This window comes from Dermatophilus sp. B7861-1, assembly GCF_058996045.1.
Genome location: NZ_CM180082.1, coordinates 2,023,169 through 2,045,773 on the forward strand (window position 1 = coordinate 2,023,169; position 22,605 = coordinate 2,045,773).

At 60.3% G+C, this 22,605-nt stretch carries 18 protein-coding genes; 11 read left to right on the forward strand and 7 right to left on the reverse strand.

Annotated elements, in window-relative coordinates; translation table 11 throughout:
• Positions 1 to 111: 111 nt before the first annotated feature.
• On the reverse strand, positions 112 to 264 hold the full coding sequence (locus tag AC2T9U_RS08960; protein ID WP_208303022.1) for a hypothetical protein: 153 nt from the start codon (positions 262 to 264) through the stop codon (positions 112 to 114).
• On the opposite strand from AC2T9U_RS08960, the gene AC2T9U_RS08965 reads away from it, so the two are divergent.
• The 5 genes from AC2T9U_RS08965 (at position 263) to pgm (ending at position 11,266) form a co-directional block, all read left to right on the forward strand.
• Complete coding sequence (locus AC2T9U_RS08965) at positions 263 to 2,305, forward strand: alpha-1,4-glucan--maltose-1-phosphate maltosyltransferase (protein ID WP_493695867.1); 2,043 nt, start codon at positions 263 to 265, stop codon at positions 2,303 to 2,305. The two genes, AC2T9U_RS08960 and AC2T9U_RS08965, sit on opposite strands and share 2 nt — an antisense overlap.
• Positions 2,306 to 2,308: 3 nt before the next feature.
• On the forward strand, positions 2,309 to 4,036 hold the full coding sequence (treS, locus tag AC2T9U_RS08970; protein ID WP_208303020.1) for a maltose alpha-D-glucosyltransferase: 1,728 nt from the start codon (positions 2,309 to 2,311) through the stop codon (positions 4,034 to 4,036).
• Positions 4,029 to 7,973 (forward strand): 1,4-alpha-glucan branching protein GlgB, encoded by a 3,945-nt coding sequence (gene glgB, locus AC2T9U_RS08975; RefSeq protein WP_493695868.1) that lies wholly within the window; start codon positions 4,029 to 4,031, stop codon positions 7,971 to 7,973. Before treS ends, glgB begins: the two co-directional genes overlap by 8 nt.
• Positions 7,974 to 8,232: 259 nt before the next feature.
• Positions 8,233 to 9,507, forward strand: coding sequence for a lipase family protein (locus tag AC2T9U_RS08980; RefSeq protein ID WP_208303018.1), 1,275 nt, complete (start codon positions 8,233 to 8,235; stop codon positions 9,505 to 9,507).
• 97 nt (positions 9,508 to 9,604) lie between these two features.
• Positions 9,605 to 11,266 carry a phosphoglucomutase (alpha-D-glucose-1,6-bisphosphate-dependent) gene (gene pgm, locus AC2T9U_RS08985; RefSeq protein WP_493695869.1) on the forward strand — a complete coding sequence of 554 codons (1,662 nt, stop codon included), beginning with the start codon at positions 9,605 to 9,607 and terminating at the stop codon, positions 11,264 to 11,266.
• Positions 11,267 to 11,348: 82 nt separating this feature from the next.
• Here the strand turns inward: pgm and AC2T9U_RS08990 are convergent, their stop codons facing one another.
• From AC2T9U_RS08990 to AC2T9U_RS09000, 3 genes are all read right to left on the reverse strand, one after another.
• On the reverse strand, positions 11,349 to 11,768 hold the full coding sequence (locus AC2T9U_RS08990) for a DUF805 domain-containing protein (protein WP_493695870.1): 420 nt from the start codon (positions 11,766 to 11,768) through the stop codon (positions 11,349 to 11,351).
• Positions 11,769 to 11,858: 90 nt separating this feature from the next.
• A complete protein-coding gene (locus AC2T9U_RS08995; RefSeq protein WP_493695871.1) occupies positions 11,859 to 12,869 on the reverse strand; it encodes a hypothetical protein in 1,011 nt (336 codons plus the stop codon).
• 183 nt (positions 12,870 to 13,052) lie between these two features.
• Positions 13,053 to 13,976: a co-chaperone YbbN gene (locus tag AC2T9U_RS09000; RefSeq protein ID WP_208303014.1), complete on the reverse strand. Its 924-nt coding sequence runs from the start codon at positions 13,974 to 13,976 to the stop codon at positions 13,053 to 13,055.
• A gap of 152 nt (positions 13,977 to 14,128) precedes the next feature.
• On the opposite strand from AC2T9U_RS09000, the gene mce reads away from it, so the two are divergent.
• On the forward strand, positions 14,129 to 14,569 hold the full coding sequence (gene mce, locus AC2T9U_RS09005; RefSeq protein ID WP_028327079.1) for a methylmalonyl-CoA epimerase: 441 nt from the start codon (positions 14,129 to 14,131) through the stop codon (positions 14,567 to 14,569).
• A gap of 103 nt (positions 14,570 to 14,672) precedes the next feature.
• Here the strand turns inward: mce and AC2T9U_RS09010 are convergent, their stop codons facing one another.
• A complete protein-coding gene (locus AC2T9U_RS09010) occupies positions 14,673 to 14,972 on the reverse strand; it encodes an Rv1322 family protein (RefSeq protein WP_084441018.1) in 300 nt (99 codons plus the stop codon).
• Between the two features lie 102 nt (positions 14,973 to 15,074).
• Between AC2T9U_RS09010 and AC2T9U_RS09015 the strand changes: the two genes are divergently transcribed.
• Genes AC2T9U_RS09015 through AC2T9U_RS09030 form a run of 4 tightly spaced genes read left to right on the forward strand, consistent with a single transcriptional unit; the run spans position 15,075 to position 20,411 of the window.
• Positions 15,075 to 17,456 (forward strand): hypothetical protein, encoded by a 2,382-nt coding sequence (locus AC2T9U_RS09015; protein ID WP_493695872.1) that lies wholly within the window; start codon positions 15,075 to 15,077, stop codon positions 17,454 to 17,456.
• A gap of 9 nt (positions 17,457 to 17,465) precedes the next feature.
• The gene (nucS, locus tag AC2T9U_RS09020) at positions 17,466 to 18,170 is read left to right on the forward strand and encodes an endonuclease NucS (protein WP_115029411.1); all 705 of its coding nucleotides are present in this window, start codon (positions 17,466 to 17,468) and stop codon (positions 18,168 to 18,170) included.
• A gap of 18 nt (positions 18,171 to 18,188) precedes the next feature.
• The gene (locus AC2T9U_RS09025; protein WP_493695873.1) at positions 18,189 to 19,733 is read left to right on the forward strand and encodes a gamma-glutamyltransferase; all 1,545 of its coding nucleotides are present in this window, start codon (positions 18,189 to 18,191) and stop codon (positions 19,731 to 19,733) included.
• A gap of 39 nt (positions 19,734 to 19,772) precedes the next feature.
• Positions 19,773 to 20,411, forward strand: coding sequence for a cob(I)yrinic acid a,c-diamide adenosyltransferase (locus AC2T9U_RS09030; protein ID WP_208303009.1), 639 nt, complete (start codon positions 19,773 to 19,775; stop codon positions 20,409 to 20,411).
• Positions 20,412 to 20,422: 11 nt separating this feature from the next.
• On the opposite strand, the gene AC2T9U_RS09035 is transcribed toward AC2T9U_RS09030, so the two are convergent.
• Together AC2T9U_RS09035 and AC2T9U_RS09040 are read right to left on the reverse strand one after the other, a co-directional pair.
• Positions 20,423 to 20,875, reverse strand: coding sequence for a DUF2550 family protein (locus tag AC2T9U_RS09035; RefSeq protein WP_115029405.1), 453 nt, complete (start codon positions 20,873 to 20,875; stop codon positions 20,423 to 20,425).
• A gap of 37 nt (positions 20,876 to 20,912) precedes the next feature.
• Complete coding sequence (locus tag AC2T9U_RS09040; protein ID WP_028327085.1) at positions 20,913 to 21,182, reverse strand: F0F1 ATP synthase subunit epsilon; 270 nt, start codon at positions 21,180 to 21,182, stop codon at positions 20,913 to 20,915.
• A gap of 302 nt (positions 21,183 to 21,484) precedes the next feature.
• On the opposite strand from AC2T9U_RS09040, the gene AC2T9U_RS09045 reads away from it, so the two are divergent.
• Positions 21,485 to 22,462, forward strand: coding sequence for a glycosyltransferase family 2 protein (locus AC2T9U_RS09045; protein ID WP_493695874.1), 978 nt, complete (start codon positions 21,485 to 21,487; stop codon positions 22,460 to 22,462).
• The last annotated feature ends 143 nt before the right edge of the window (positions 22,463 to 22,605 follow it).

Below are 22,605 nucleotides of genomic sequence, written 5' to 3' on the forward strand. Positions count from 1 at the left end.
AGTAGGCGAGGGCGCTTTTTGATGCCATTACCCAACCGATCTGGTTGCAATGACAGCGATCACAGGCAGACAATGGTCTGGCCGGAACGGTAGCGTCGAGTACGTGAGCAGCTATTCAAAGCCGAAGACCACAAAAACTTCCGCTGTTAGGCCGACCTCTACCAAGCCGACGTCCGCTTCCGCTGCAAAGAAGGCGACGTCCGCCTCTATCTCTTCTACTTCTTCTACCTCCTCGTCTGCTCTGTCCACGCCGAAAGGCCCCATGACGCCCCAACTTGTAACCCACAGCAACATTCCCACCCAACGACCGCTCGGGCGTATCCCGATCACTGGGCTGAGCCCCGTTGTAGAAAACGGCGCCTACCCCACCAAATCTGTCGTCGACGAACAGTTCGCTATTAGCGCAAACGTGTTCCGTGAAGGCCACGACGCCGTTAACGCCAACGTTGTCCTCACCGACCCCGAAGGCACCGAACACACCATCCCCATGACATGCACCAACCCAGGCCTCATGCTCTGGGAAGCAACCGTCAGCGCCGACTGCCCTGGCTCCTGGTCCTACCGCGTCGAAGGCTGGTCCGACCCCTACGCCACCTGGCAACACGACGCCGTCATCAAAGTCGAAGCCGGCATCGACGTAGACCTCATGCTCGAAGAAGGCGCCCGCGTCCTGGAACGCGCACTCACCGTGCCCGGACGCCCCCGCCCAGGCATCGAAGCCGTCAAAGCAGGCATCTGCACCCTACGCAACCAATCCCTAGCCCCCGCCACCCGCCTAGCCGGAGGCACCGACCCCCGCGTCGAAGACGAACTCACCGCGCGCCCACTGCGCGACTGGGTCACCGCCTCCCCCACCATCAACTGGCTCGTCGAACGCAAACGCGCCCTGACCGGAGCTTGGTACGAATTCTTCCCCCGCTCCGAAGGCTGCTACTTCGACAAAACCAGCGGCAAATGGGTCACCGGAACACTGCGCACCGCAGCTAAACGCCTACCCGCCATCTCCGGGATGGGCTTCGACGTCATCTACCTCACCCCCATCCACCCCATCGGCACCACCAACCGCAAAGGCCCCAACAACACTCTCAACGCAGGCCCTGAAGATCCAGGCAGCCCCTACGCCATCGGTTCAGCAGCCGGCGGCCACGACGCCATCGAACCATCCCTAGGCACCTTCAAAGACTTCGACTACTTCGTCGCCGAAGCCAGCCGCCTAGGCCTAGAAGTCGCCCTAGACATCGCCCTGCAATGCTCCCCAGACCACCCCTGGGTCAGCAAACACCCCGAATGGTTCACCACCCGCGCCGACGGCAGCATCGCCTACGCCGAGAACCCACCCAAGAAATACCAAGACATCTACCCACTGAACTTCGATAACGACCCAGCCGGCATCTACGCCGAAATCCGACGCGTCATCCAGGTATGGATCGACCACGGAGTCAAAATTTTCCGCGTCGACAACCCCCACACCAAACCCGTCGAATTCTGGCAATGGCTCATCAACGACGTTGCTAAAGACCATCCCGACGTCATCTGGCTTGCCGAAGCATTCACCAAACCCCCCATGATGGCCACCTTGGCCAAAGTCGGTTTCCAACAGAGCTACACCTACTACGCCTGGCGCAACACCGCCGAAGAGATCGCCGAATACATGGCCGAACTCACCGACGACACCACCGGCTCCGCCGCCTACATGCGCCCCAGCTTCTGGCCCACCACCCACGACATCCTCACCCCCTACATGCAGTTCGGCGGCCCCACTGCATGGAAACTACGCGCCACCTTGGCCGCCACCTTGTCTCCCACTTACGGCATCTACGCCGGATACGAACTCATGGAGTCAGTCCCCCGCCCCGGCGCTGAAGAACAAATCGACAACGAAAAATACGAATTCAAAAACCGCGATTGGGCCAGCTACGCCCCCGGCGGAGAACGAGCCGGACAACTCTGGATGGCCGACTACCTCGGCAAACTCAACCGAATCCGCCACGAACACAACGCCCTTGACTGGCTACGCAACTACACCCCCCACACCACCGACGACCCCGAAGTGCTCTGCTTCTCCAAACGACGCGTCGAAGGCCCCCACGAAGACACCATCATCGTCGTGGCCAACACCGACCCGCACTCTATGCGCGGCACCATGATCCATCTCGACATGGAAGCACTCGGCCTGAAAAAGGACGAACGCTTCATCGCCAAAGACCTCATCACCGAAAGCGAATGGGAATGGGGCAACGAAAACTACGTACGCCTAGGCGTGGATTGGGAGCCCGTCCACGTCATCTCGGTCCGGAGGTTCTGACCCATGCAAGGCCTCAACCTTTCCCAACCCGGGTTGCAACACGACCCTGACTGGTACAAAACTGCCGTCTTCTACGAAGTCCTCGTCCGCGCCTTCGCCGACAGCAAAGGCTCCGGATCAGGCGACTTCACCGGCCTGATCAACAAACTCGACTACCTGCAATGGCTCGGCGTCAACTGCCTATGGCTGCCCCCGTTCTACGCCTCTCCGCTACGCGACGGCGGCTACGACATCGCCGACTACACCGCAGTCCTACCCGAATTCGGCACCCTGCCCGAATTCACCGAACTCGTCACCCAGGCCCACGCCCGCGGCATCCGCATCATCACCGACTTCGTGATGAACCACACCAGCGACCAACATCCCTGGTTCCAAGAGTCCCGCTCAGACCCCGACGGCCCCTACGGCGACTTCTACGTCTGGAGCGACGACGACACCAAATACGCCGACGCACGCATCATCTTCGTCGACACCGAAACATCCAACTGGACCTTCGACTCTGAACGACGCCAGTACTACTGGCACCGGTTCTTCTCCCACCAACCAGACCTCAACTTCGAAAACCCGGCCGTCCAAGAAGCCATGTTCGACGTCGTCCGATTCTGGATGGACCTAGGCATCGACGGCTTCCGCCTCGACGCCGTGCCCTACCTGTTCGAAGAAGAAGGGCACAACGGAGAAAACCACCCCAAAACACACGAATTCCTCGCCAAACTCCGCGCCATGGTCGACGAGGAATACCCCGGACGCATCCTCCTGGCTGAGGCAAACCAAATGCCCCACGAAGTCGTGGACTACTTCGGCACCCCCGAAGCACCCGAATGCCAGATGTGTTTCCACTTCCCGGTGATGCCACGCCTGTACTACGCACTGCGCGAGCAAAAGGCAACACCCATCATCGACGTCCTCAACGACACCCCACCCATTCCCGCAGACGGGCAATGGGGAACGTTCCTGCGTAACCACGACGAGCTCACCCTCGAAATGGTCACCCCCGAAGAACGCACCGCCATGTACGGCTGGTATGCCCCCGACTCCCGCATGCGCGCCAACGTCGGTATCCGCCGACGCCTAGCACCACTGCTGGACAACTCCCGTGCCGAAATCGAGCTCATCAACGCCCTCGTCTTGTCCCTACCAGGCAGCCCCTGCCTCTACTACGGCGACGAAATCGGCATGGGCGACAACATCTGGCTCAACGACCGCGACGCAGTACGCACCCCCATGCAGTGGACACCAGACCGCAACGCAGGCTTCTCCACCGCAGACCCAGGCAAGCTCTACCTGCCAGTCATCCAATCCCTGGTGTACCACCACAACAACGTCAACGTGGAAGCCCAAATGGCTTCCAGCAGTTCACTGTTGCACTGGATGCGCGCCATGCTTCAAGTACGCGGACGCTACCCCGTCTTCGGACTGGGCAGCTTCGACCTACGCGAATGCGACAACGAAGCCGTCCTAGCCTTCACCCGCACCCTGGAAGCAGACCCCAGCAAAGGCCGAGAAGAATCACAACACGTCCTATGCGTGCACAACCTTTCCTCTCGCCCCCAAGCCGGAACCATCACACTGCCCGAACGTTTCACGGACGCCAAAGTCAAAGACCTCTTCGGTGGCAGCGGATTCCCCAGAATCACCGCCAACGACGACGGCCAATGCAGCTACTCAGTAACCATCGGATCACGCGACTTCTTCTGGTTCGAACTCCTGGAGCGTGACGCCGATGGCTGAGCAACAGGACACTACCCCCACCACCATGGAGCTGCTCACTGCCTGGATGCCTTCCAAACGGTGGTACACCTCCAAAGGAAACACCCCTGAACTACGACGCCTAGGCGGATTCACCTTCGCAGATCCGGCCGGCAAAGTAGGAGTCGAAGTACTCATTCTCCTGGACTCCTGCGCAGCCACCGACTCCTCCCCCGGTGTCGTCTATCACGTACCCATCACCTACCGAACCAGCCCCCTACCCAACGCCGAAGAACACCTCATCGGCACCCTGCAACACCCCCAACTCGGGAAAAACTGGGTCTACGACGGCGCCGCCGACCCCGTCTACGTCGCTGAACTACTCCGCTTCAGCCTCGGCGGCGGAGTCAGCACCACCGGCGAAGGTGAAGGGTTAAACGACCCAGCCCGCGGAATTCCCCTCCACACGCCACGGGCAGTGAAGGTCATCTCCAGCCGCATCCTTTCTGGAGAACAATCCAACACCTCGATCATCATCGAAGGACGCATCGGAAGCGGCACCCAAGAAACCGCGCGACGACTCATCGTCAAACTCTTCAGAGTCCTATCCTCAGGGTTGAACCCTGACGTCGTCCTACAAAGCGCACTAGCTACCTCCGGATCACGCCTGGTACCCGAACCATTCGGATGCCTCACCGGCACGTGGGAAAACCCGCACGGAGGTATCGCCCAAGGCCACCTCGCCTTCGCGCAAGAATTCTTCACCGGAACACAAGACGCGTGGCGCACAGTCACCAGCGCACTCGCCACCGGAGAGGACTTCACTGCCCGGGCACGCGACCTGGGTGTTGCTACCGCCCAGGTGCACGTCGACCTGGCGCGGGTCTTACCCACCAAACCCGCCGAAGAAGAAGATCACCAAGCACAAATCCGCTCGTGGCAACAACGCAAAGACGCAGCCTTAGCGGCTGTACCGGAGCTGGCCGTCCACACAGAAGACATCGACGCGATCTTTCAAGCCGCCCAAGCAGCCCAATGGCCTGACCTACAACGCATCCACGGTGACTATCACCTCGGTCAGGTTCTTGATGTTCCTGAACGCGGATGGGTCCTGCTGGACTTCGAAGGTGAACCGTTGCGCCCTCTGCACGAACGCAACGAACCCGACCTCACGATGCGCGATGTCGCTGGAATGCTGCGCTCCTTTGATTACGCCGCTGGCTCCCGGGCCCAGGAAGCTCCCGAAGAAGAAGCAACCGCCCAGGCGTGGGCGAGTGCCGCACGTGAAGCCTTCTGCGACGGCTACGCCTCAATTGCCAGCGACCCACGCACCGGAGCGAACGCACTTGTGCTGCGCGCTCTGGAACTAGACAAAGCCCTATACGAGGTCGTGTACGAGACTCGGAACCGACCAGCTTGGGTGAGCATCCCCACCGCTGCGGTCGAACGTCTCGCGTCACGACCATCTACCCCTGAAGAAGGGAACAACACCGTGACGAGCAGCTCTGAGCAGTCCAAGAACGGCGCACCTTGCGCCGGTGACACCCGAGTCACCGACCCCGACGGCGCGCTACCAGTACCCACACACGAACTCGATCTCCTAGTCCGCGGCGGCCACGGCGACCCCCACGGCGTCCTGGGCCTGCACCGCCACAACGGCGGCGTCACCTTCCGAGCTCTACGCCCCGACGCCCGCACCGTCACCGTAAAACTTCCCGACGGTTTTTCAGCCCCGATGCGTCACGAACATGAAGGCGTATGGGTTACCCACATTCACGGCACTGACGTGTCCGACTATCGCCTCGATGTCACCTACAGCGACGGACAGGTCCACCATCAGGATGACCCTTACCGTTTCTGGCCCACGCTGGGCGAAATTGACCTACACCTCATCGGGGAAGGACGCCACGAAGAACTGTGGCGAGTGCTCGGCTCGCACATCCGCCGCTACGAAGGCGGCCACATGGGCGACGTACAAGGAACCAGCTTCGCTGTGTGGGCTCCCAACGCCCGCGCGGTGCGCGTAGTCGGCTCCTTCAACAACTGGGATGGCCGCGCCCACCCGATGCGTGTCCTTGGTGGCTCCGGCGTATGGGAACTGTTCATCCCCGACGTCGGTGAAAACACGACGTACAAATACGAAATCTGTGGCGAAGACGGCTACTGGCGCGCCAAAGCCGACCCCCTGGCACGGGCCACCGAAGTACCACCTCTGAACTCCTCGGTTGTTACCCAATCCCACTACACGTGGAACGACGCAGAGTGGATCGCCCAGCGCGAAGCCGTTGCTGATCCTCATAACATGCCGATGAGCGTCTACGAATGCCACCTCGGCTCGTGGCGTCAGGGGCTCAGCTACGTCGATGCGGCAGATGAGCTCGTGAAGTACGTCAAAGATCTGGGCTACACGCACGTGGAGTTCCTCCCACTAGCGGAGCACCCTTACGGGCCAAGCTGGGGGTATCAAGTCACCGGCTACTACGCCCCCACATCTCGCTTCGGCACACCAGACGAATTCCGTTACCTGGTCGATGTTCTTCACCAAAACGGCATCGGCGTCATCATGGACTGGGTACCAGCACACTTCCCCAAGGATGCCTTCGCGCTGGGCCGATTCGATGGAAAGCCGCTCTACGAACACCCCGACCCTCGCCGTGGCGAGCACAAAGACTGGGGAACCTACATCTTCGACTTTGGTCGCCCGCAGGTACGTAACTTCCTCGTCGCCAATGCCTGCTACTGGATCGAAGAATTCCACGTCGATGGGCTGCGAGTCGACGCCGTCGCCTCGATGCTGTACCTGGATTACTCTCGTGCCGAAGGTGAATGGGTGCCGAACGAGTTCGGCGGGCACGAAAACCTCGAGGCAGTCCAATTCCTGCAGGAAACGAACGCAACCCTGTACCGACGCTACCCCGGCGTAGTCACCACCGCCGAGGAGTCAACTAGTTGGGGCGGTGTTACCAAACCGACCTATGCCGGCGGCCTAGGTTTTGGTTTGAAATGGAATATGGGCTGGATGCACGACACCCTCGGCTATGCCTCGCTACCACCAGTGAACCGGCAGCACAGCCACCACCAGATCACGTTCTCCATGGTGTACCAGTACAACGAGAATTTCGTTTTGCCGATCAGCCACGATGAGGTCGTGTACGGCAAGGGCTCGATGCTGCGCAAGATGCCTGGCGATCGGTGGGAGCAGCTCAGCGCGCTACGGGCCTACTACGCCTACATGTGGTCGCACCCAGGTAAGCAGTTGCTTTTCATGGGTCAGGAGTTCGCTCAAGAAAGCGAGTGGGCCGACGGGCGCAGCCTTGACTGGTGGCTACTGGATCAGGCCCCACATTGGCAGATCCACAAACTCATCAAAGACTTGAACCACCTGTACACCAGCCGTCCGGCTTTGTGGGAGGTCGATCACGACCCGGCAGGGTTCCAGTGGATTGATGCGAACGACTCCTCTGGAAACACGCTTTCGTTCCTGCGCTACGGCGATGAAGACACTCAAGGGCGGCGACCGGTCGTTGCTTCAGTGGTGAACTTCTCGAGCATGGAGCACCACAACATGCGGATCGGGTTGCCTCATCCGGGTGCGTGGCGCGAAATCCTCAACACGGACTCCACCGAGTACGGCGGCGCTGGTGTAGGCAACTTGGGCCGGATTGAAGCCGAACCGGTGCCGTGGCATGGGCAGCCGTACTCGGCGACGATCACGATCCAGAAGATGTCTGCGGTCTGGTTTGAGCCAGAAGACCAAGATGAGGGGCACACGCCTGCATCGTTAGAGGTGCGTGGGGCTGCGCGCCCAGAGTTGTCGAACTCTCCAGTGGTGGAGGGCGAAGTTGTGCGCAGCGACCTGTCTGAAGCTGATCTGCGCGCCCCTCGTGTAGGTCGTTCAGCCGGTTCCTCCGCGCGCGGGGCAGAGCCTGAACAGGCCCCGTTGGGCTGGCCTGAGGAGAAAGGCTCGAAGCCTAACTGAGGCTCTCGTTTTTAAAGCAGTGGGCGTGTTGCTGGCACCTGTAATTGGCGCCAGCAACACGCCCACTGTCACATACACCCAGGAAATGCTTAGAGCTTCAACACTTTTCAAATAAATAGAGGGCTGATTATCGGACCCCACGGCTGTGTGTGCCAGCCCACACAGCCACCCACACCCGGTACGTTCCGCATGCCGAAAAAATTTCGCCCCTCGTCGCCTCACGGTTGACACCGGGACCAGACCTGACAAGGAACCCACTGTGCCTGCCGTCCGCAAACTTGCTTGCACTCTGCTTGCCACCACCCTCGTCGTTGCACATGCCAATGCCTCATCAGCCGACGAACACGACATCCCCGGCACCGCCGGGGCCAAAACCGTCACCGGCGCCGCTGAACCGCCACGCCCCGCCTTCTACGAACCTCCGGCCTCCATCACAGGCAAGCCAGGCTCTGTGATCCGTTCCGAAGCCGCCGACACAGTCGCTGACCCACTCAAAGTGCACGACAAAAACTTCACACACCGCCGGGTCATGTACACGACCAAAGACCGCCAAGGACACTCCATCGCCGCCACCGGTCTAGTGATCGTGCCCAAAGCACGCTGGGTTGGCCCGGGCAAAAAACGCCCACTCATCGTGCACGCACCAGGCACCCAAGGCACCGGCGACCGATGCGCTGCCTCCCGCCAATTCCAGAAATTCAGCCAGTACGAAATCCTCTTCATGAAGGACCTTCTCCTACGTGGCTACGCCATCGCTGTCCCTGACTATCAGGGCCTCGGCACACCAGGAACACATACGTACATGGTCCGTGGTGCACAGGCACACGCCGTGCTCGATATGGCTCGTGCTGCCCGCTCCATGGAGCTTCCCGGCATCGACAGCTCCACTCCCATTGGCCTCAACGGATATTCTCAAGGCGGTGGAGCCGTTGCTGCGGCAGCAGAACTTGCTCCTGAATACGCCCCCGAACTGGACATTAAAGGTGTAGCTGCCGGCGCTGTCCCAGCAAACCTGGCTGCCGTAGCAGAAAAGATCGACGGTGGACCGTACGCCGCATTTGGCCTGTACTCGGCACTTGGTTTGTTCAGCTCCTACCACCTCGACCCCAAAAAATACGTCAACGATAAAGGGATCGACCTGCTCAAGAAAGCCGAAGACCACTGCACGCTGGAGCTGAAAACATTCAAAAACCTCGACACCGCCAAGTACACCCAGACCGGGAAAAAACTGACATCGTTCTTTGACACCGCCCCGTTGAAAGACGTAATCGAAGACAACCGCATCGGTCGCCGCACCCCGAAAGCACCCGTTTTGATCACACACGCACGCGGTGACGATGTCATCCCTTACGCGGTGGGTAAGCAGCTCGCTAAAGATTGGTGCTCCCGCGGCGGCGATGTGCAATTCCGCACCCACTTGGATGGCATGCACGCTTTGGGGGCATTCCCACACGCCGCAGCCGCCCAATTGTGGTTCGAGGGAAGGTTCGCTGGGAAAGCGAACCAGCGCAGCAACTGCAGCTCTTTGAAGTAGCAGCCAAGCCTTACACCAGCAGGAGGGTGGCCAACTTTGCCCGATTTGGCCTCCCTCCTGCTGCGCAACTGGCCTTGGCAGGTGAAAAGATTCTCGTATGGCTATCAACCGCGCTGGACAGCTTGCTGACCCCTCAGACCTCATCGACATTGCCGAAATCGTCACTGCTTACTACACCCGCATCCCGGACGCCGCTAACCCTGACCAACAGGTCGTTTTCGGCACTTCAGGCCACCGCGGAAGCAGCGTAAAAACCTCCTTCAACGAACAGCACATCCTGGCCACCACCCAAGCCATCGTCGACTACCGCACCGAACAGGGGTACGACGGCCCCTTGTTCATTGGCCGTGACACCCACGCTCTGTCTGAACCAGCCATGACAAGCGCACTAGAAGTACTCGTCGCCAACAACATCACCGTCATGGTCGATGCCGAAAACGGCTACACCCCCACGCCAGCGATCTCTCACGCCATCCTGCGCACAAACAAAGGAAAAATCGGTGGTGTCACCGACATGCCAGCCCACACCGGGTTGGCTGACGGAATCGTCGTCACGCCCAGCCACAACCCGCCCACTGACGGAGGGTTCAAATACAACCCGCCCCATGGCGGCCCCGCCGACACCGATGCCACGACCTGGATCGCTAACCGTGCTAACGCCTACATTGCCAAGTCCCTTGATGGCGTGAAACGAGCACCACACACGCAGGTCACCGCGCACGTCACGCCTTATGACTTCAAAGGCATTTACGTTGCCGATCTCGAAAACGTCATCGACATGGACGCGATCAAAACTTCAGGCATCCGCATCGGTGCTGACCCCCTGGGCGGCGCCGCTGTAGCGTACTGGGCCGCTATCGGTGAGCACTACGGCCTAAACATTGAAGTGGTCAACCCTCTGGTCGATGCCACGTGGCGCTTCATGACCCTGGACTGGGACGAAAAGATCCGCATGGACTGTTCTTCTCCTGCGGCAATGGCTTCTCTCATCGCCATGAAAGACACCTACGACATCGCTACCGGTAACGATGCCGACGCAGACCGACACGGCATCGTCACCCCCGACGCCGGATTGATGAACCCCAACCACTTCCTCGCCGTAGCAATCCAATATCTCTATTCACACCGTCCCGGGTGGCCAGCCAATGGATTCGTCGGAAAAACGCTTGTCAGCTCGGCGATGATCGACCGGGTTGCAGCCGCGCTGGGCCGCGAACTGGTCGAGGTACCGGTTGGATTCAAATGGTTCGTCCCTGGACTTCTCGATGGATCAGGCCCCTTCGGAGGAGAAGAATCCGCTGGCGCCAGCTTCCTACGATTCGACGGAACTGTCTGGACCACTGACAAAGACGGCATCATCCTGGCCCTGCTTGCCAGCGAAATCCGCGCAAAAACAGGTAAGAGCCCTTCCGAGCACTATGCCGAGCTCGTGGCCACACATGGCGAGCCTGCCTATGCCCGTGTTGATGCTCCCGCAAACCGCGAACAAAAAGCCACACTGAAAAACCTCTCGGCTACCGATGTGACCGCTGAACAACTCGCTGGTGAGCCAATCATTGCCAAACTCACCGAGGCACCCGGCAACGGTGCCCCCATCGGCGGCCTCAAAGTGATGACCGAATCTGCATGGTTCGCTGCCCGTCCTTCTGGCACTGAAGACGTCTACAAAATCTACGCAGAATCCTTCAAAGGCCCTGACCACCTTGCCCAGGTACAAGAAGAAGCAAAGAGCGTCGTCGCAGCAGCTCTAGGCAGCTAACAACATATGTGTTGGGGGCAGCCTCCCTAGATACTTCAGGAGGCCGCCCCCAACACATATGAACCGCTGATGTCGATACTGATCAGACGTGCGAGAACTGGGTCTGTCCTGCAAAACCACCAGTGGGTGCCGCGCCGAAGGCGTTGTGACCAGCTGTACCACGACGTGCCGCGAGAATCCCGAAAACAACCGGGCCCAGCAGCGGAATCAGTTGGATAAGCAACCACCAGGCAGAACGTCCTGTGTCATGCATGCGGCGAGATCCGACCGCTAGCATGGGAACCAGCAGCACCAGGCTCACCACATTCCCCAACGGTCCTAGCGCCGTGAGCTCAGATGCCGTGAACGGGAAAAGCACTGCATCAATCAGGGTCGTGACAAACATTGCCGCGACTCCAAAAGCGAAAAACCACCAGTACTCGCTACGACGAGCACGGCCAGAGAAAACGAAGAACTGCCGCAAGCATGTGACGATGGCCTCACCAGGTGTAAGAGTGTTCATGCAGATCAGCCTGGCCGCTGGGATCGTCGCCGTCCCGTTCTCCCACAGCTGCGCAAGGGTTGTGGACAACACCGCACATCGTGCACATCCTCACCCCAACGGCAGAGACACCACCGAGGCCCCACCAACTACCGACTCACCTGAAACTCTGCTGCTCTTGGCCGGTACAGCCCGAGCGTGCGACTGCCGCAGTCCCTCAACCACCCCTACTCCCCCACCAACTACCCGTACCGACGCCAATGCAGCCAACACCAAAGCATCGCTGTCCCGGTGCACCACCGCTGCCGCTAAATCACGAACAACATGCCCGCACGAGCGAGCCACACCACCGCTTCCCTGCACCGCTCCACCCTGTGCACATTCCAGCCGCCCCTGACCACGCGCCTGCGCAAACACACCCCGCACCGCACGCGAAACATTTATTCCTGGCTCCACAATCCGACGGGCAATTGTCGCCCCTGCAACAGCTGTTACAGACGCCCCCGCACGACGGCACGACAACACAAAACTCTCATCGACTTCCCGTGCCGTACCGCACTGCGGGTCAAACCAGGGCCCACCTTTAGCCCGAAAAACATCCGCCCGCACAGCCACATTCACTAACCCCATGCCAATCCCCGAAGGCCAGGTCCACCTACCCCGCATGTCATCATCAACCACTAGCCGATCCCAGCGCGCCGCCCGCGCAGGCAGCTGGCTCACCACTGCCCCACGCACCACATCACCCGAGCATTCCAACGCCGCATCCATCGCCGACAACCACCCGGCACGCACGTGGCAATCATCACTAAGAAAAATCAGCCACTCCACCGCAGGGAACCGCCGCAACACTGTCCGAACCTGGGCATTCCTCACCCGTGCCGGAGCTGTATGCCGCAACCCCACCACACCACCAGCCACCCCAGCCAAGGCTTGCTTCGTCACTCGAGCCGTCACCACCTCAGCCGACTCATCTGCAACCAACACCGCAAACCGTCCCGGCTGCGCTGAGGCCTGAATCTGCTCCGCCAAGCCACGCAACAACACCGGCAACCGTCCAGAAGAACGCTGCGTAGTTACCGCAACGACCACACGGACAGCACGATTCGGACTTACAGACATGGGGCACCTCAGCAAAAGAACACGTCCGACCAGCACCGACATGCCAGTCAGCCCCCACCGTCCATGCTAGAAAGCCAGCTCTTCCTCCCCCGCTTCAGACACGCACTGAGATACAAAAAGACGGGCGCGCCAGCCACACTTAGCTGCACGCACCCGCCAAGGGGCAAATGTACTTTTCCCCAATCAGAACAGCGCAGCCATCAACGCACGCCGTGCCTTCAACACCCGCTCATCACGGGAACCAACAACCTCAAACAATTCCAGCAACCGGGCCCGCACCATATCGCGCTCGTCCTCAACCGTGACCCGAATCAGGTCAATCAACCGCGCGAACGCGTCTTCAACATGACCACCAGCCACATCAATATCCGCAACCGCGAGCGCTGCCTGCACATTCTTGGGGTCTTCGGCGGCTGCTGCCCGCATCGCGGCAGCATCGACTGTGGCTAGGCGTTCGAGCAGGCCTACTTGGGCCATTCCTGCGGTAGCTGCAGAATCTTTGGGGTTCTGCTCCAGTGCCTTAGCGTAGGCGGCACGAGCGGCGGCATAGTCGCCTGCTTGGATCGCGTCGAATGCTTCTTGGTGCAGCGGCGGGAGCTCTTCGGCTGGGGCTGCGCCAGTGCTTTCTGTTGCTTCAATACGGCCGGTCACTCCGTTCTGAGCCGCAACCGTCAACAATTCGTTCACCATCGGGGCAAGCTGCGGAGCAGGCTGCACGCCAGGGAACAACGGAATCGGCTGCCCAGCAATCACTCCGAAAGTCATCGGGATCTGCTGGGCCTGGAAAGCCTGTGCCACTGCCGGGAACGCGTCAACATCAAAGGCCACCACCCGCAACCGTCCCTGCACTGTGGAAGCCGCTGCGACGGCTTGCTCCACCGCCTGTTCAGTTTCTGGGCGAGAAGCCGAGTACAGGACGAACAACGCCGCAACATCACGGGTTCCCAGGACAAGCTCCTGGAATGTTGCTTCCGTACCGTTCACACGCAACGCGGCCGCGCCACCTTCAGTGGGTGCCTCAGCAGAAGCCGCAGGCGTCCCCTGCCCCAATGACGACAAATCAACAGCGCCGCGCATAGCGCCGGACGAGAAGGAAGGAGTGCTCATGGACACATTCTCTCCTACAGGTCACCTCTGATGCGACCTTCGCTATCAACTGTGGCGCACCGATATCCCCGAAACACAATGATTGAAAAGTCACACGCAGCTAACTAACGAGACCCGCCTTGCAAGAGGCACCTCGTCTTTACAGTGGACCCATGACTGCAACTACATCCGGCCTTTTCACCCATATCGACCACGTGGGCATCGCTGTTCGTGACCTCGACGAAGCAATCCGCTTCTACGAGGACAAGTACGGGATGAAGATGGTTCACCGCGAACAGAACGAAGAGCAAGGCGTCGCCGAAGCAATGATGGCCGTCGGGGACTCCACCTCCTGCATCCAGCTCCTAGCCCCCCTGAACGAAGACTCCACCATCGCCAAGTTCATCGGGAAAAACGGTGTCGGCATCCAACAGATGGCCTACCGCGTCGAAAATATCGACGACGTGTGTGCCACGCTGCGCGAGCGCGGGCTACGCCTGCTCTACGACACTCCCAAAACCGGTACCGCTGGCAGCCGTATCAACTTCATCCACCCCAAAGACGCTGGTGGTGTCCTCGTCGAGCTAGTCGAACCAGCTACCGGCGCGCACTGAAAGCACCCCACAAACACTCTCTGCGGTCACCCCCCCTCTACACGGGGCTGGCCGCAGATGTATACGCACGCCCGGCACCTCGCGGTACAGCGCGTTGATCTCCTTAGCGCACAGCGCCACCAGGGCGCCGACGGTTGCGGGCCCGCCAGCAACTGGTGTGCCAATGACGCCGATCCTCGATTCCCCCGAAGCTGACGAAATCATCAGCAGGCCAAGCCACCACGTGCGGCACGCCCGAAAACCATTGCTGACATCCCGGGCACAAATACGTTCTTCCCGACGCCGCCACGGAACGAACATTCCATAACCCGTCCGGGTGCTGCTCACTCTTGGTAAAACCACCCAACGCCCGCCCCACACCAATCGGACGAACATCATCACGGCGACGGTTGTGGCGAGGCATACAGGTATTCTCGCAGGGGGCCACAAGCTTCTTCCAAGACCTAAAGAGATCATTGGACAGGAACGCCCCCTCCACCGTTTCATCCCTGAGAGGACCCCACCTGTGAGCAGCCAGCCGACCCGACGTGACATTCTCCGCGGATCCGCACTCGGCGCTAGCGTCCTCACTCTCGCTGCCTGTTCCACCCCACAGCAGAGCTCCCCAGCCACCACAACCACCACCAGTAACACCCCCAGCGCACCAGCGACTACCGGCGCACCCAATTCAGGGCCTGCCCCCGTTACCTTCGGCAAGCTCCACGCGCTAGCCCACGTAGACAACAAGCGTCTGCGGCTGCACACCACCTCCGGGGACATCCTCTTCTGGGGTGGGGCCACTCTCACCGGTCATATTCCCGGCAGCCGAACTGGATACCTCACCGGTACTGCAGCGCACTATCGCCGCTGGTACCAGCAGATGCACAACTTCGGCCTACACTTCATCGTTTTCAACCGCTTGCACCCCGCAGCTGCCTACGCCGAGCTAGCCCGCCACAACACCGAAAACCCACAATCCCCGCTTTATCTCATTCAGGTACTCTCCCGCACCGACAGCGACGAAATCCTCGTCGTCCCCGGCTCTCCTGAACCCCCAGCCACCAGCCGCAACAACGACGCCCGCAACAGCACCAGCAACGCTGACGAAGAACCACCCAGCCTCGACGAGAACACCACCAGCAAACTCGACGACCACGCACAACACCTCATCCACGCTCTGGCCGGCAAAGACGAAAAATACGACACCGACGTCACCTCGTGGCTAGCAGCAATCTTGCTCGACCTGCACTGGAACGCAGACCAACTCGCCCAAGCAGACCGTTCCATCCCTAAACCCAAACCCTTCGCCGGCACCTACATCACCTCCAGCAAAAACAGCACCACCACCGAACATTGGGCAGCCGAACGCCTCGAACACATCGCCACCCTCCTGGCCAAACTCAACCGCACCATCCCCCTGGCCATCATCGGCCGCCCCGAAAGTGACCCCCTGCGACGTCCCAATATTGCGGTGGCCCCTAACGGCTCGCTCACCGCCACTCCCACCCCTAGCGCCACCCCAACCCCCACTAACTCACCCACCCCCAGCAGCACCGCCACCCATCCGCCAGCTCCCACCGGCACCGACCTACGCCCAGACCACATCGCAGCCACCAGCGACTGGCCCGGCGGAACCTTTGCCTACTACGACGCCCCGCCCTACCGCCCCGAATTCATCACCGCAAACGAAAACTACGGCTCCGACCCTGACCCCTACCTGGCCTACATCCGCGAACTCCAAAAATCTATCGACGGCCCCCTCGTCCTTGGCGGACTCGGTGTCAGCAGCTGCATCGGATCTGGATTCCCCGGATCAGCAGGCCGAAGCCAGGGCTACCACAACGAAAAACACAAATTCGAAATCGACAGTTCTCTCGTCGAACAGCTCGCCTCTGGCGCGCTCAGCGGCGCAATCATGAGTAACTGGCACGACGACTGGTCAGCAGCAACCTGGAACACCGCCAACCGTGCTGCCTTCATCGACCGCACCGAACGTCCCATCATCGACCACGACCCCCTCACCGCAGACCAATGGCTGGGCATCGTTGCTCTGGATCCTCGCCGCGCAGGTGAACGCGTCGTTCACAAAGCCCCCAAAGCCGGCCTGCAACGCGTCCTAGTCGACCACGACGCCTCCTGGCTCTACTTCACCCTCGAATTCGCAGGACGCATCACCTCACCGGTCGAAATCGGATTCGACCTACTCTCCAACGGTGGACTACGCCTACCCGGCGGAAGCGGAGAACCCATCCACGACGTAGCCATCCGCACCGTCCCCACCATGAGCACCACCTACCTGCTTATCCGCCAAGTCCTCGACCCACTCCAGATCGATGGACTCCCCCTACTGGCTATTCCCAACAGCGCCCACATCGGCTGGAACATGCAGCGCATCCTGCGATCCACCGCATCACTGGCCGCGCTGGACAAAAACAACGACAACGACAACGAAACCGACCAACAACGCCGCGAGCGCCTCGCCAAGCTACGTTTCCTCGACGCCGGCGACCTCATCCTCGGCTCCTGGAACCCAAAGGACCCCGACTTCGATAGCCGCGCCACCTGGCACATGGCTCGTCCCTCCTCCGACGGCCCGGCCATCCTGCGCTACCGCCTGCCCTGGGGCCTACTCGACATGCTTGACGCACCACGGCGCCTAGCATTCAACCCCACCAACCGGGACGAAAACCAAGTGCCCGTCAAAGCCATGACCATCACCATCGAATCGAGCACCCCAGGCAGTCCCGTTTCTTTCCCGCTGCCCATCCCCTCGTGGTCCGCTGCTCGCTACACCGAACGCGTCAAAAAGGGAGCAAAACTACTCAGCGAAGTGTTCACCAACGCAGCCACCCCCGTCGAACGCCTCACCAGCCCGACATCCACCCCCACTCCCACCTCAAAGCGGTAGCCTGCCCGAGTGCGCCTCGTCATCGCGAACTGTGCCGTCGACTATGTCGGCCGCCTCAACGCCCACCTTGCCCTCGCGCCACGACTTCTCATGGTCAAGGCCGATGGCTCCGTCCTCGTCCACAGTGACGGCGGCTCCTATAAACCCCTCAACTGGATGTCGCCTCCCTGCACACTGACCGAAAAAGACCCTGAACAGGTCGAACGCGAAGCAGGAATCACCCGGATTTGGGTGGTGAATCACAACAAGACCGACGACTACCTCCGCATCAAAATCGCCGAGATCCTTTCCGACACCTCTATCGAACTAGGTGTCGACCCTGGCCTGGTTAAAGATGGAGTGGAAGCCCACCTGCAAGAACTCCTCGCTGCCAATATTCACTTCCTCGGCGAGGGACACACCCTTGTTCGTCGCGAATTCCCTACCGCCATCGGCCCGGTCGATATCATGGCTCGCGATGCCAACGGACAATCCGTCGCCGTAGAAATCAAACGACGCGGCGAAATTGACGGTGTGGAACAACTCACCCGCTACCTGGAACTGCTCAACCGAGATCCACTCCTGACCTCGGCTGGACCTGTACTGGGTGTCTTCGCTGCACAAGAAATCAAGCCTCAGGCACGCACACTGGCCACTGACCGCGGAATCCGCTGTCTCATCCTGGATTACGACCAGCTGCGCGGCATCGACGACTCTTCTTTCCGACTTTTCTAGCCCCAGAAAGGCCCTGCCATGACAGGCGTCGCGATCGCTGCCCCTTCACCAGCGGCGGTCGAAGCCGCCACAGCCGTATCCGCAGATGGCGGCAATGCTGTCGATGCAGCAATCGCCGCCGTCTGCGTGGCTACCGTCACCGAATTCGGGATCACCGGCCCCATGGGCGGCGGATTCATCAACGTATGGCAGCCCGGCCACGAACCTGTCGTGATTGATGCCAACACCGAAATGCCCGGTCGAGGTATTACTGCTGACCGCCTCGGCCGCGGCCTGCGGCGCTTCGACTTTGACTATTTCGGACCTGTCACCCTCTACGGCGGACACGCAAGCGTAGGAACACCAGGGCTGTTCGCTGGTCTGGGCCATGCGCATCGCAGGTGGGCGCGGTTACCGTGGCACGCCCTGATCAACAACGCCGCCGTCGTCGCCCGAGATGGCTTCCCTCTTGGAGCTTCCGCAGCGTTCTGGCTCGACCGCGCGGCGGATCATCTTTTTGGTTGGAACGCTGAATGCGTTGATTACATTCGTCAAGCACCCGACCGCAGCCGACCAGTCGCTGGGCAAATCATGCGCTCAAGTGACCTGGCGCGTAGCTTCGAAACCATCGCCCGCGATGGTGTATCTACTCTCTATACCGGCGAGATCGCCCACGTCATCACCGAGGACATGGCAGCTAACGAAGGCCTCATCAGTTGGGAAGACCTCGCGGCCTACCGCGTGATTGAACGTCCTGCCCTACGTGCCCGGATAGGCGAATACGACGTCGCTACTAACCCTCCCCCATCGATTGGTGGACCGGTATTAGCCGCGTGTCTACGCACGTTAGAGCACCGCCGCACCGGCGATCGGATCAGCGCAGCAGACATCATCGAAACCTTGCGCCTGGTTTTGGGGTACCGGTGGTCTGTCATCGACCTCGCCGAAGACCTCGCTGAAGCCGGATCAGAACTTATTCGGCTCCTCGATGAGGCTGGTCCCCAGCGGCTTTCTCTGTTGTCATCATCACCAGATACGGTGCATGTTTCGGTCGTCGATGCCGATGGCATGGCGTGTTCCATCACCACATCGTGCGGTTACTGCTCGGGATACATCGCGCCAGGCACCGGGCTCATGTTCAACAATGCTCTGGGAGAAGCTGAGCTGAACCGACGTGGATTTCACAGCATGCCTCCGGGGACCCGGATCGCCTCGAACATGGCCCCTACCACGGCCCACACCGATGCTGGAGCTGTTCTTGCTGTGGGTTCTCCAGGAGCGGACCGGATTACGACAGCGCTGTTCCAGGTACTTGCTGCTCTGGCTTTCGATAAGGCTTCTTTGCAGGAGGCTATCGTGCATCCGCGTATCCACCTCGCGGCAGAGGCAGAAGGTGTCGTGCTTCGACTGGAGGCGCACCCTGCAGCTGAGAAAGCAGCCCAGACATCAGGGCTGCCGGTAATCCTTTCTGAGGGATTAACCATGTACTTCGGTGGTGTGGGGGCCGCTGCCCGTGACTGTGACGGGATTCTTCACGCTGTTGGGGATCCGCGCAGGCAAGCAGCCACTGCCGTTCACCTGTGAGGGGTAACGGTCTGGGTACGGAAGTGCAAGACTCCTGCCATGGTCAATATCACGCGTGTTTACACCCGTACCGGCGACGACGGCACCACCGCATTGGGCGATTTTTCTCGTGTTTCTAAAACGGATGTGCGCTTGGCTGCCTATGCCGATGTCAATGAGGCGAATGCAGCGATCGGGGTGGCTATCGCTGCCGGTGAGCTTGATGAAGATGTTCGTGAGGTGTTGCTGCGGGTACAGAATGATCTCTTCGATGTAGGGGCAGACTTGTGTAATCCTCTGGCCTCGGCGTACGAGTTCGAACCGTTGCGGGTAAAAAGTGAATGGATCACTGAGCTTGAAGCGGACTGCGACCGGTTTTTGACCAGAACAGAGAAGCTTCGTTCGTTTATTTTGCCGGGCGGATCAGTAGGAGCGGCCTATCTGCATGTGGCAACAACAGTAACCAGACGTGCAGAGCGGTCAGTGTGGGCTGCGATTGAATCGTATGGAACCCAAGCGTCTTCGACCGATCGGCATGCGGAAGATCATGTGCCTGGTGGCGTCAACATCTTGACAGCGCACTATCTGAATCGACTGTCCGATTTGCTGTTCGTACTAGCCCGGGTTGCCAACGTCGATCACGGTGGCGATGTGTTGTGGAAGCCTGGTGGCGGCCGGGATCAAGCTCCAAGCCGCTGATGGAGAGATCGTCAGTATTCTGCGCGCCGGTCCAGGGGTGGGGAGGATTCTGCCCAGGAGCGTAGTGCTTTATAGGACTCTGCGGGGATGACTACCTCAAAGGTGGTGTCATCCCCATCGATGGGCATTCCGGCGCAGCGGACGAGCCGAAGATCGGGTTGACTGGATAGAAGCCAAGGGGGCGCTGCTGGGGCCACCTCGACTTCAGTGAGTTCGACTGTCGGGCGAAGCCATCGGTGGGCAGGAGTGGTGGTGAACCCGACAAGGGGGTACCAGTCGAGGGTGCGTGCGGACAACGCGAGAAGCCCGGATTGCCATCGGTCGGTGCTGGCGAACCGGATAGCTCCGATGTTGATACCTGAGTGGCGGGAGATGAGGTGACGACGGATCAGGAGCGCGATCAGAAAGAGGAAAGGGAGGAAGAAGACCGCGAGGATCAGGAGCTCGATCAAGCTCAGACCCATGTCGTGCACCTTTCCCGGCAGAATGGGCCTGGGACGATCAACGACGCGTTGTGATGGTTGCGGTGTCTACAGCGATGGTGACGATGTTGTCATCGACGGTGACGAATCCGCCGTCGCAGTCAGCGGTGAAGGAAGTTTTGTCAGTTCCGGTGATGTGGACTTCGCCATGGCCAAGTGAAGCCAGGACTGGGGCGTGGCTGGGAAGGATTCCCATGGGGCCTTCGTCGGCGGGGACAGTGACCTTTGTGGCTTCGCCGTCCCAAACCTTGCCGTCGGCAGCGACGAGGGTGACGTTGAGTGCAGACACGGAGGACCTCCTGGGTGGGGCGGCGGTGGGGCGTCGGTACGGTGGCTGCTTTCCCCGGCGCGGTGGGCCGTGTCGGGGTGGGCGAGAGTTGTGGGAAGTCTACGTCAGTGAATTGCCCACTGGGGCGGTTTTCCCCGGGGGCGGGTGGGGTGTGGCGTGGGTAGCGGTGCGGTAGCGGCGTGGCTGGTCGTGTCGTGGGATGGGGGTGTGCTCGGATGGGAGAGAGTCAGTCTCGCGTTGTGCTGCCTGTGGTGGTGCGCTGGGTGGGCGAGAGGGTTGTCGGCGTTATCTGAGGAGTTGCGTTGTCTTCATGTCCGTTGATTTCGATCGTGGTGCCGTTGTTTAACTCGGAAAGGACGATCGGGGGGACGTTGTCGAGTGCGTTGACGCAGACGTATCCGCGGGTGGAGGTGATTGTTGTCGATGACGGGTCAACTGATGATGGGGCTCGAATTGTTGAGGGCTTTGGGCCGGCGGTGCGGTTGGTGCGCACGGAAAATCGTGGGGTGTCGGCGGCGCGTAATCGGGGTATTGCGCAGGCCCAAGGTGAGTTTGTGGCGTTGTTGGATGCTGATGATTATGCGTTTCCGGGGTATGTGCAGGGGATGTATGACGCATGGGTGGCTGCTGGTGGTGGGCGTCGGTTTGTCACGTCGGAGGCGTTTGTGTTGAGTAATGAGGGGGTTTTTCCGGGCAGGAAGGTGCTTCCGGTAGGGCCGGTTGCGCCTGATGAGCAGCGTTTTTCTTTGTTGCAGCGGAATTTTGTGTCGATTTTTACGTTGTTTCCTCGGGGTTTGGTGGATGAGGTTGGGGGGTTTACGGAGGGGTTGGCGTATTGCGAGGACTATGAGTTGTGGTTGCGTGCGGTGTTGGCTGGGTGGGAGGTGGTGTTTTGTGTAGAGCCGCAGGCGATGTATCGGCGTACGGAGGTCTCGGCTTCGCGGGCTGAGGGGCGGATGCATGAGGCGTTGCGGGATATTCATCGGGGGGTGTTGGAGCGTGAGGGTGGGCGTTTGTCGGTGCGGGAGCGGCGTTTGTTGGAGTTGTCGGTGGCGTGGGGTGTGGCGGGTGTGCATGTGCGTGCTGGTGAGGTTGCGTTGGCGCAGGGTCGGGGGCGGCAGGCGCGTGCGGCGTTTGTGCGTGCGGCTCAGTTGATGCCTTCGGATCGCAGGGTGCGGTTGAAGGCGGAGTTATTGCGGTGGGGGCCGTTGCGTGGGGTTTTGGCCAGGATGCAGCGTCGTCGTCAGGTTGAGGTGGGGGATGCGGATCCGCGGTTGTGAGGCTGCGTGTTCGGTTGAGGTTGTCGCGTGCAGCTTTTCTTTCATGGGTGTTTTTCATGAAGGGGTGCATTTTTGGCTTGCGCAGCGACCTGTTTTTAATACCGCCGTATTGGCGTCTTTGGCCGTTAGGATCGGCTGCAATC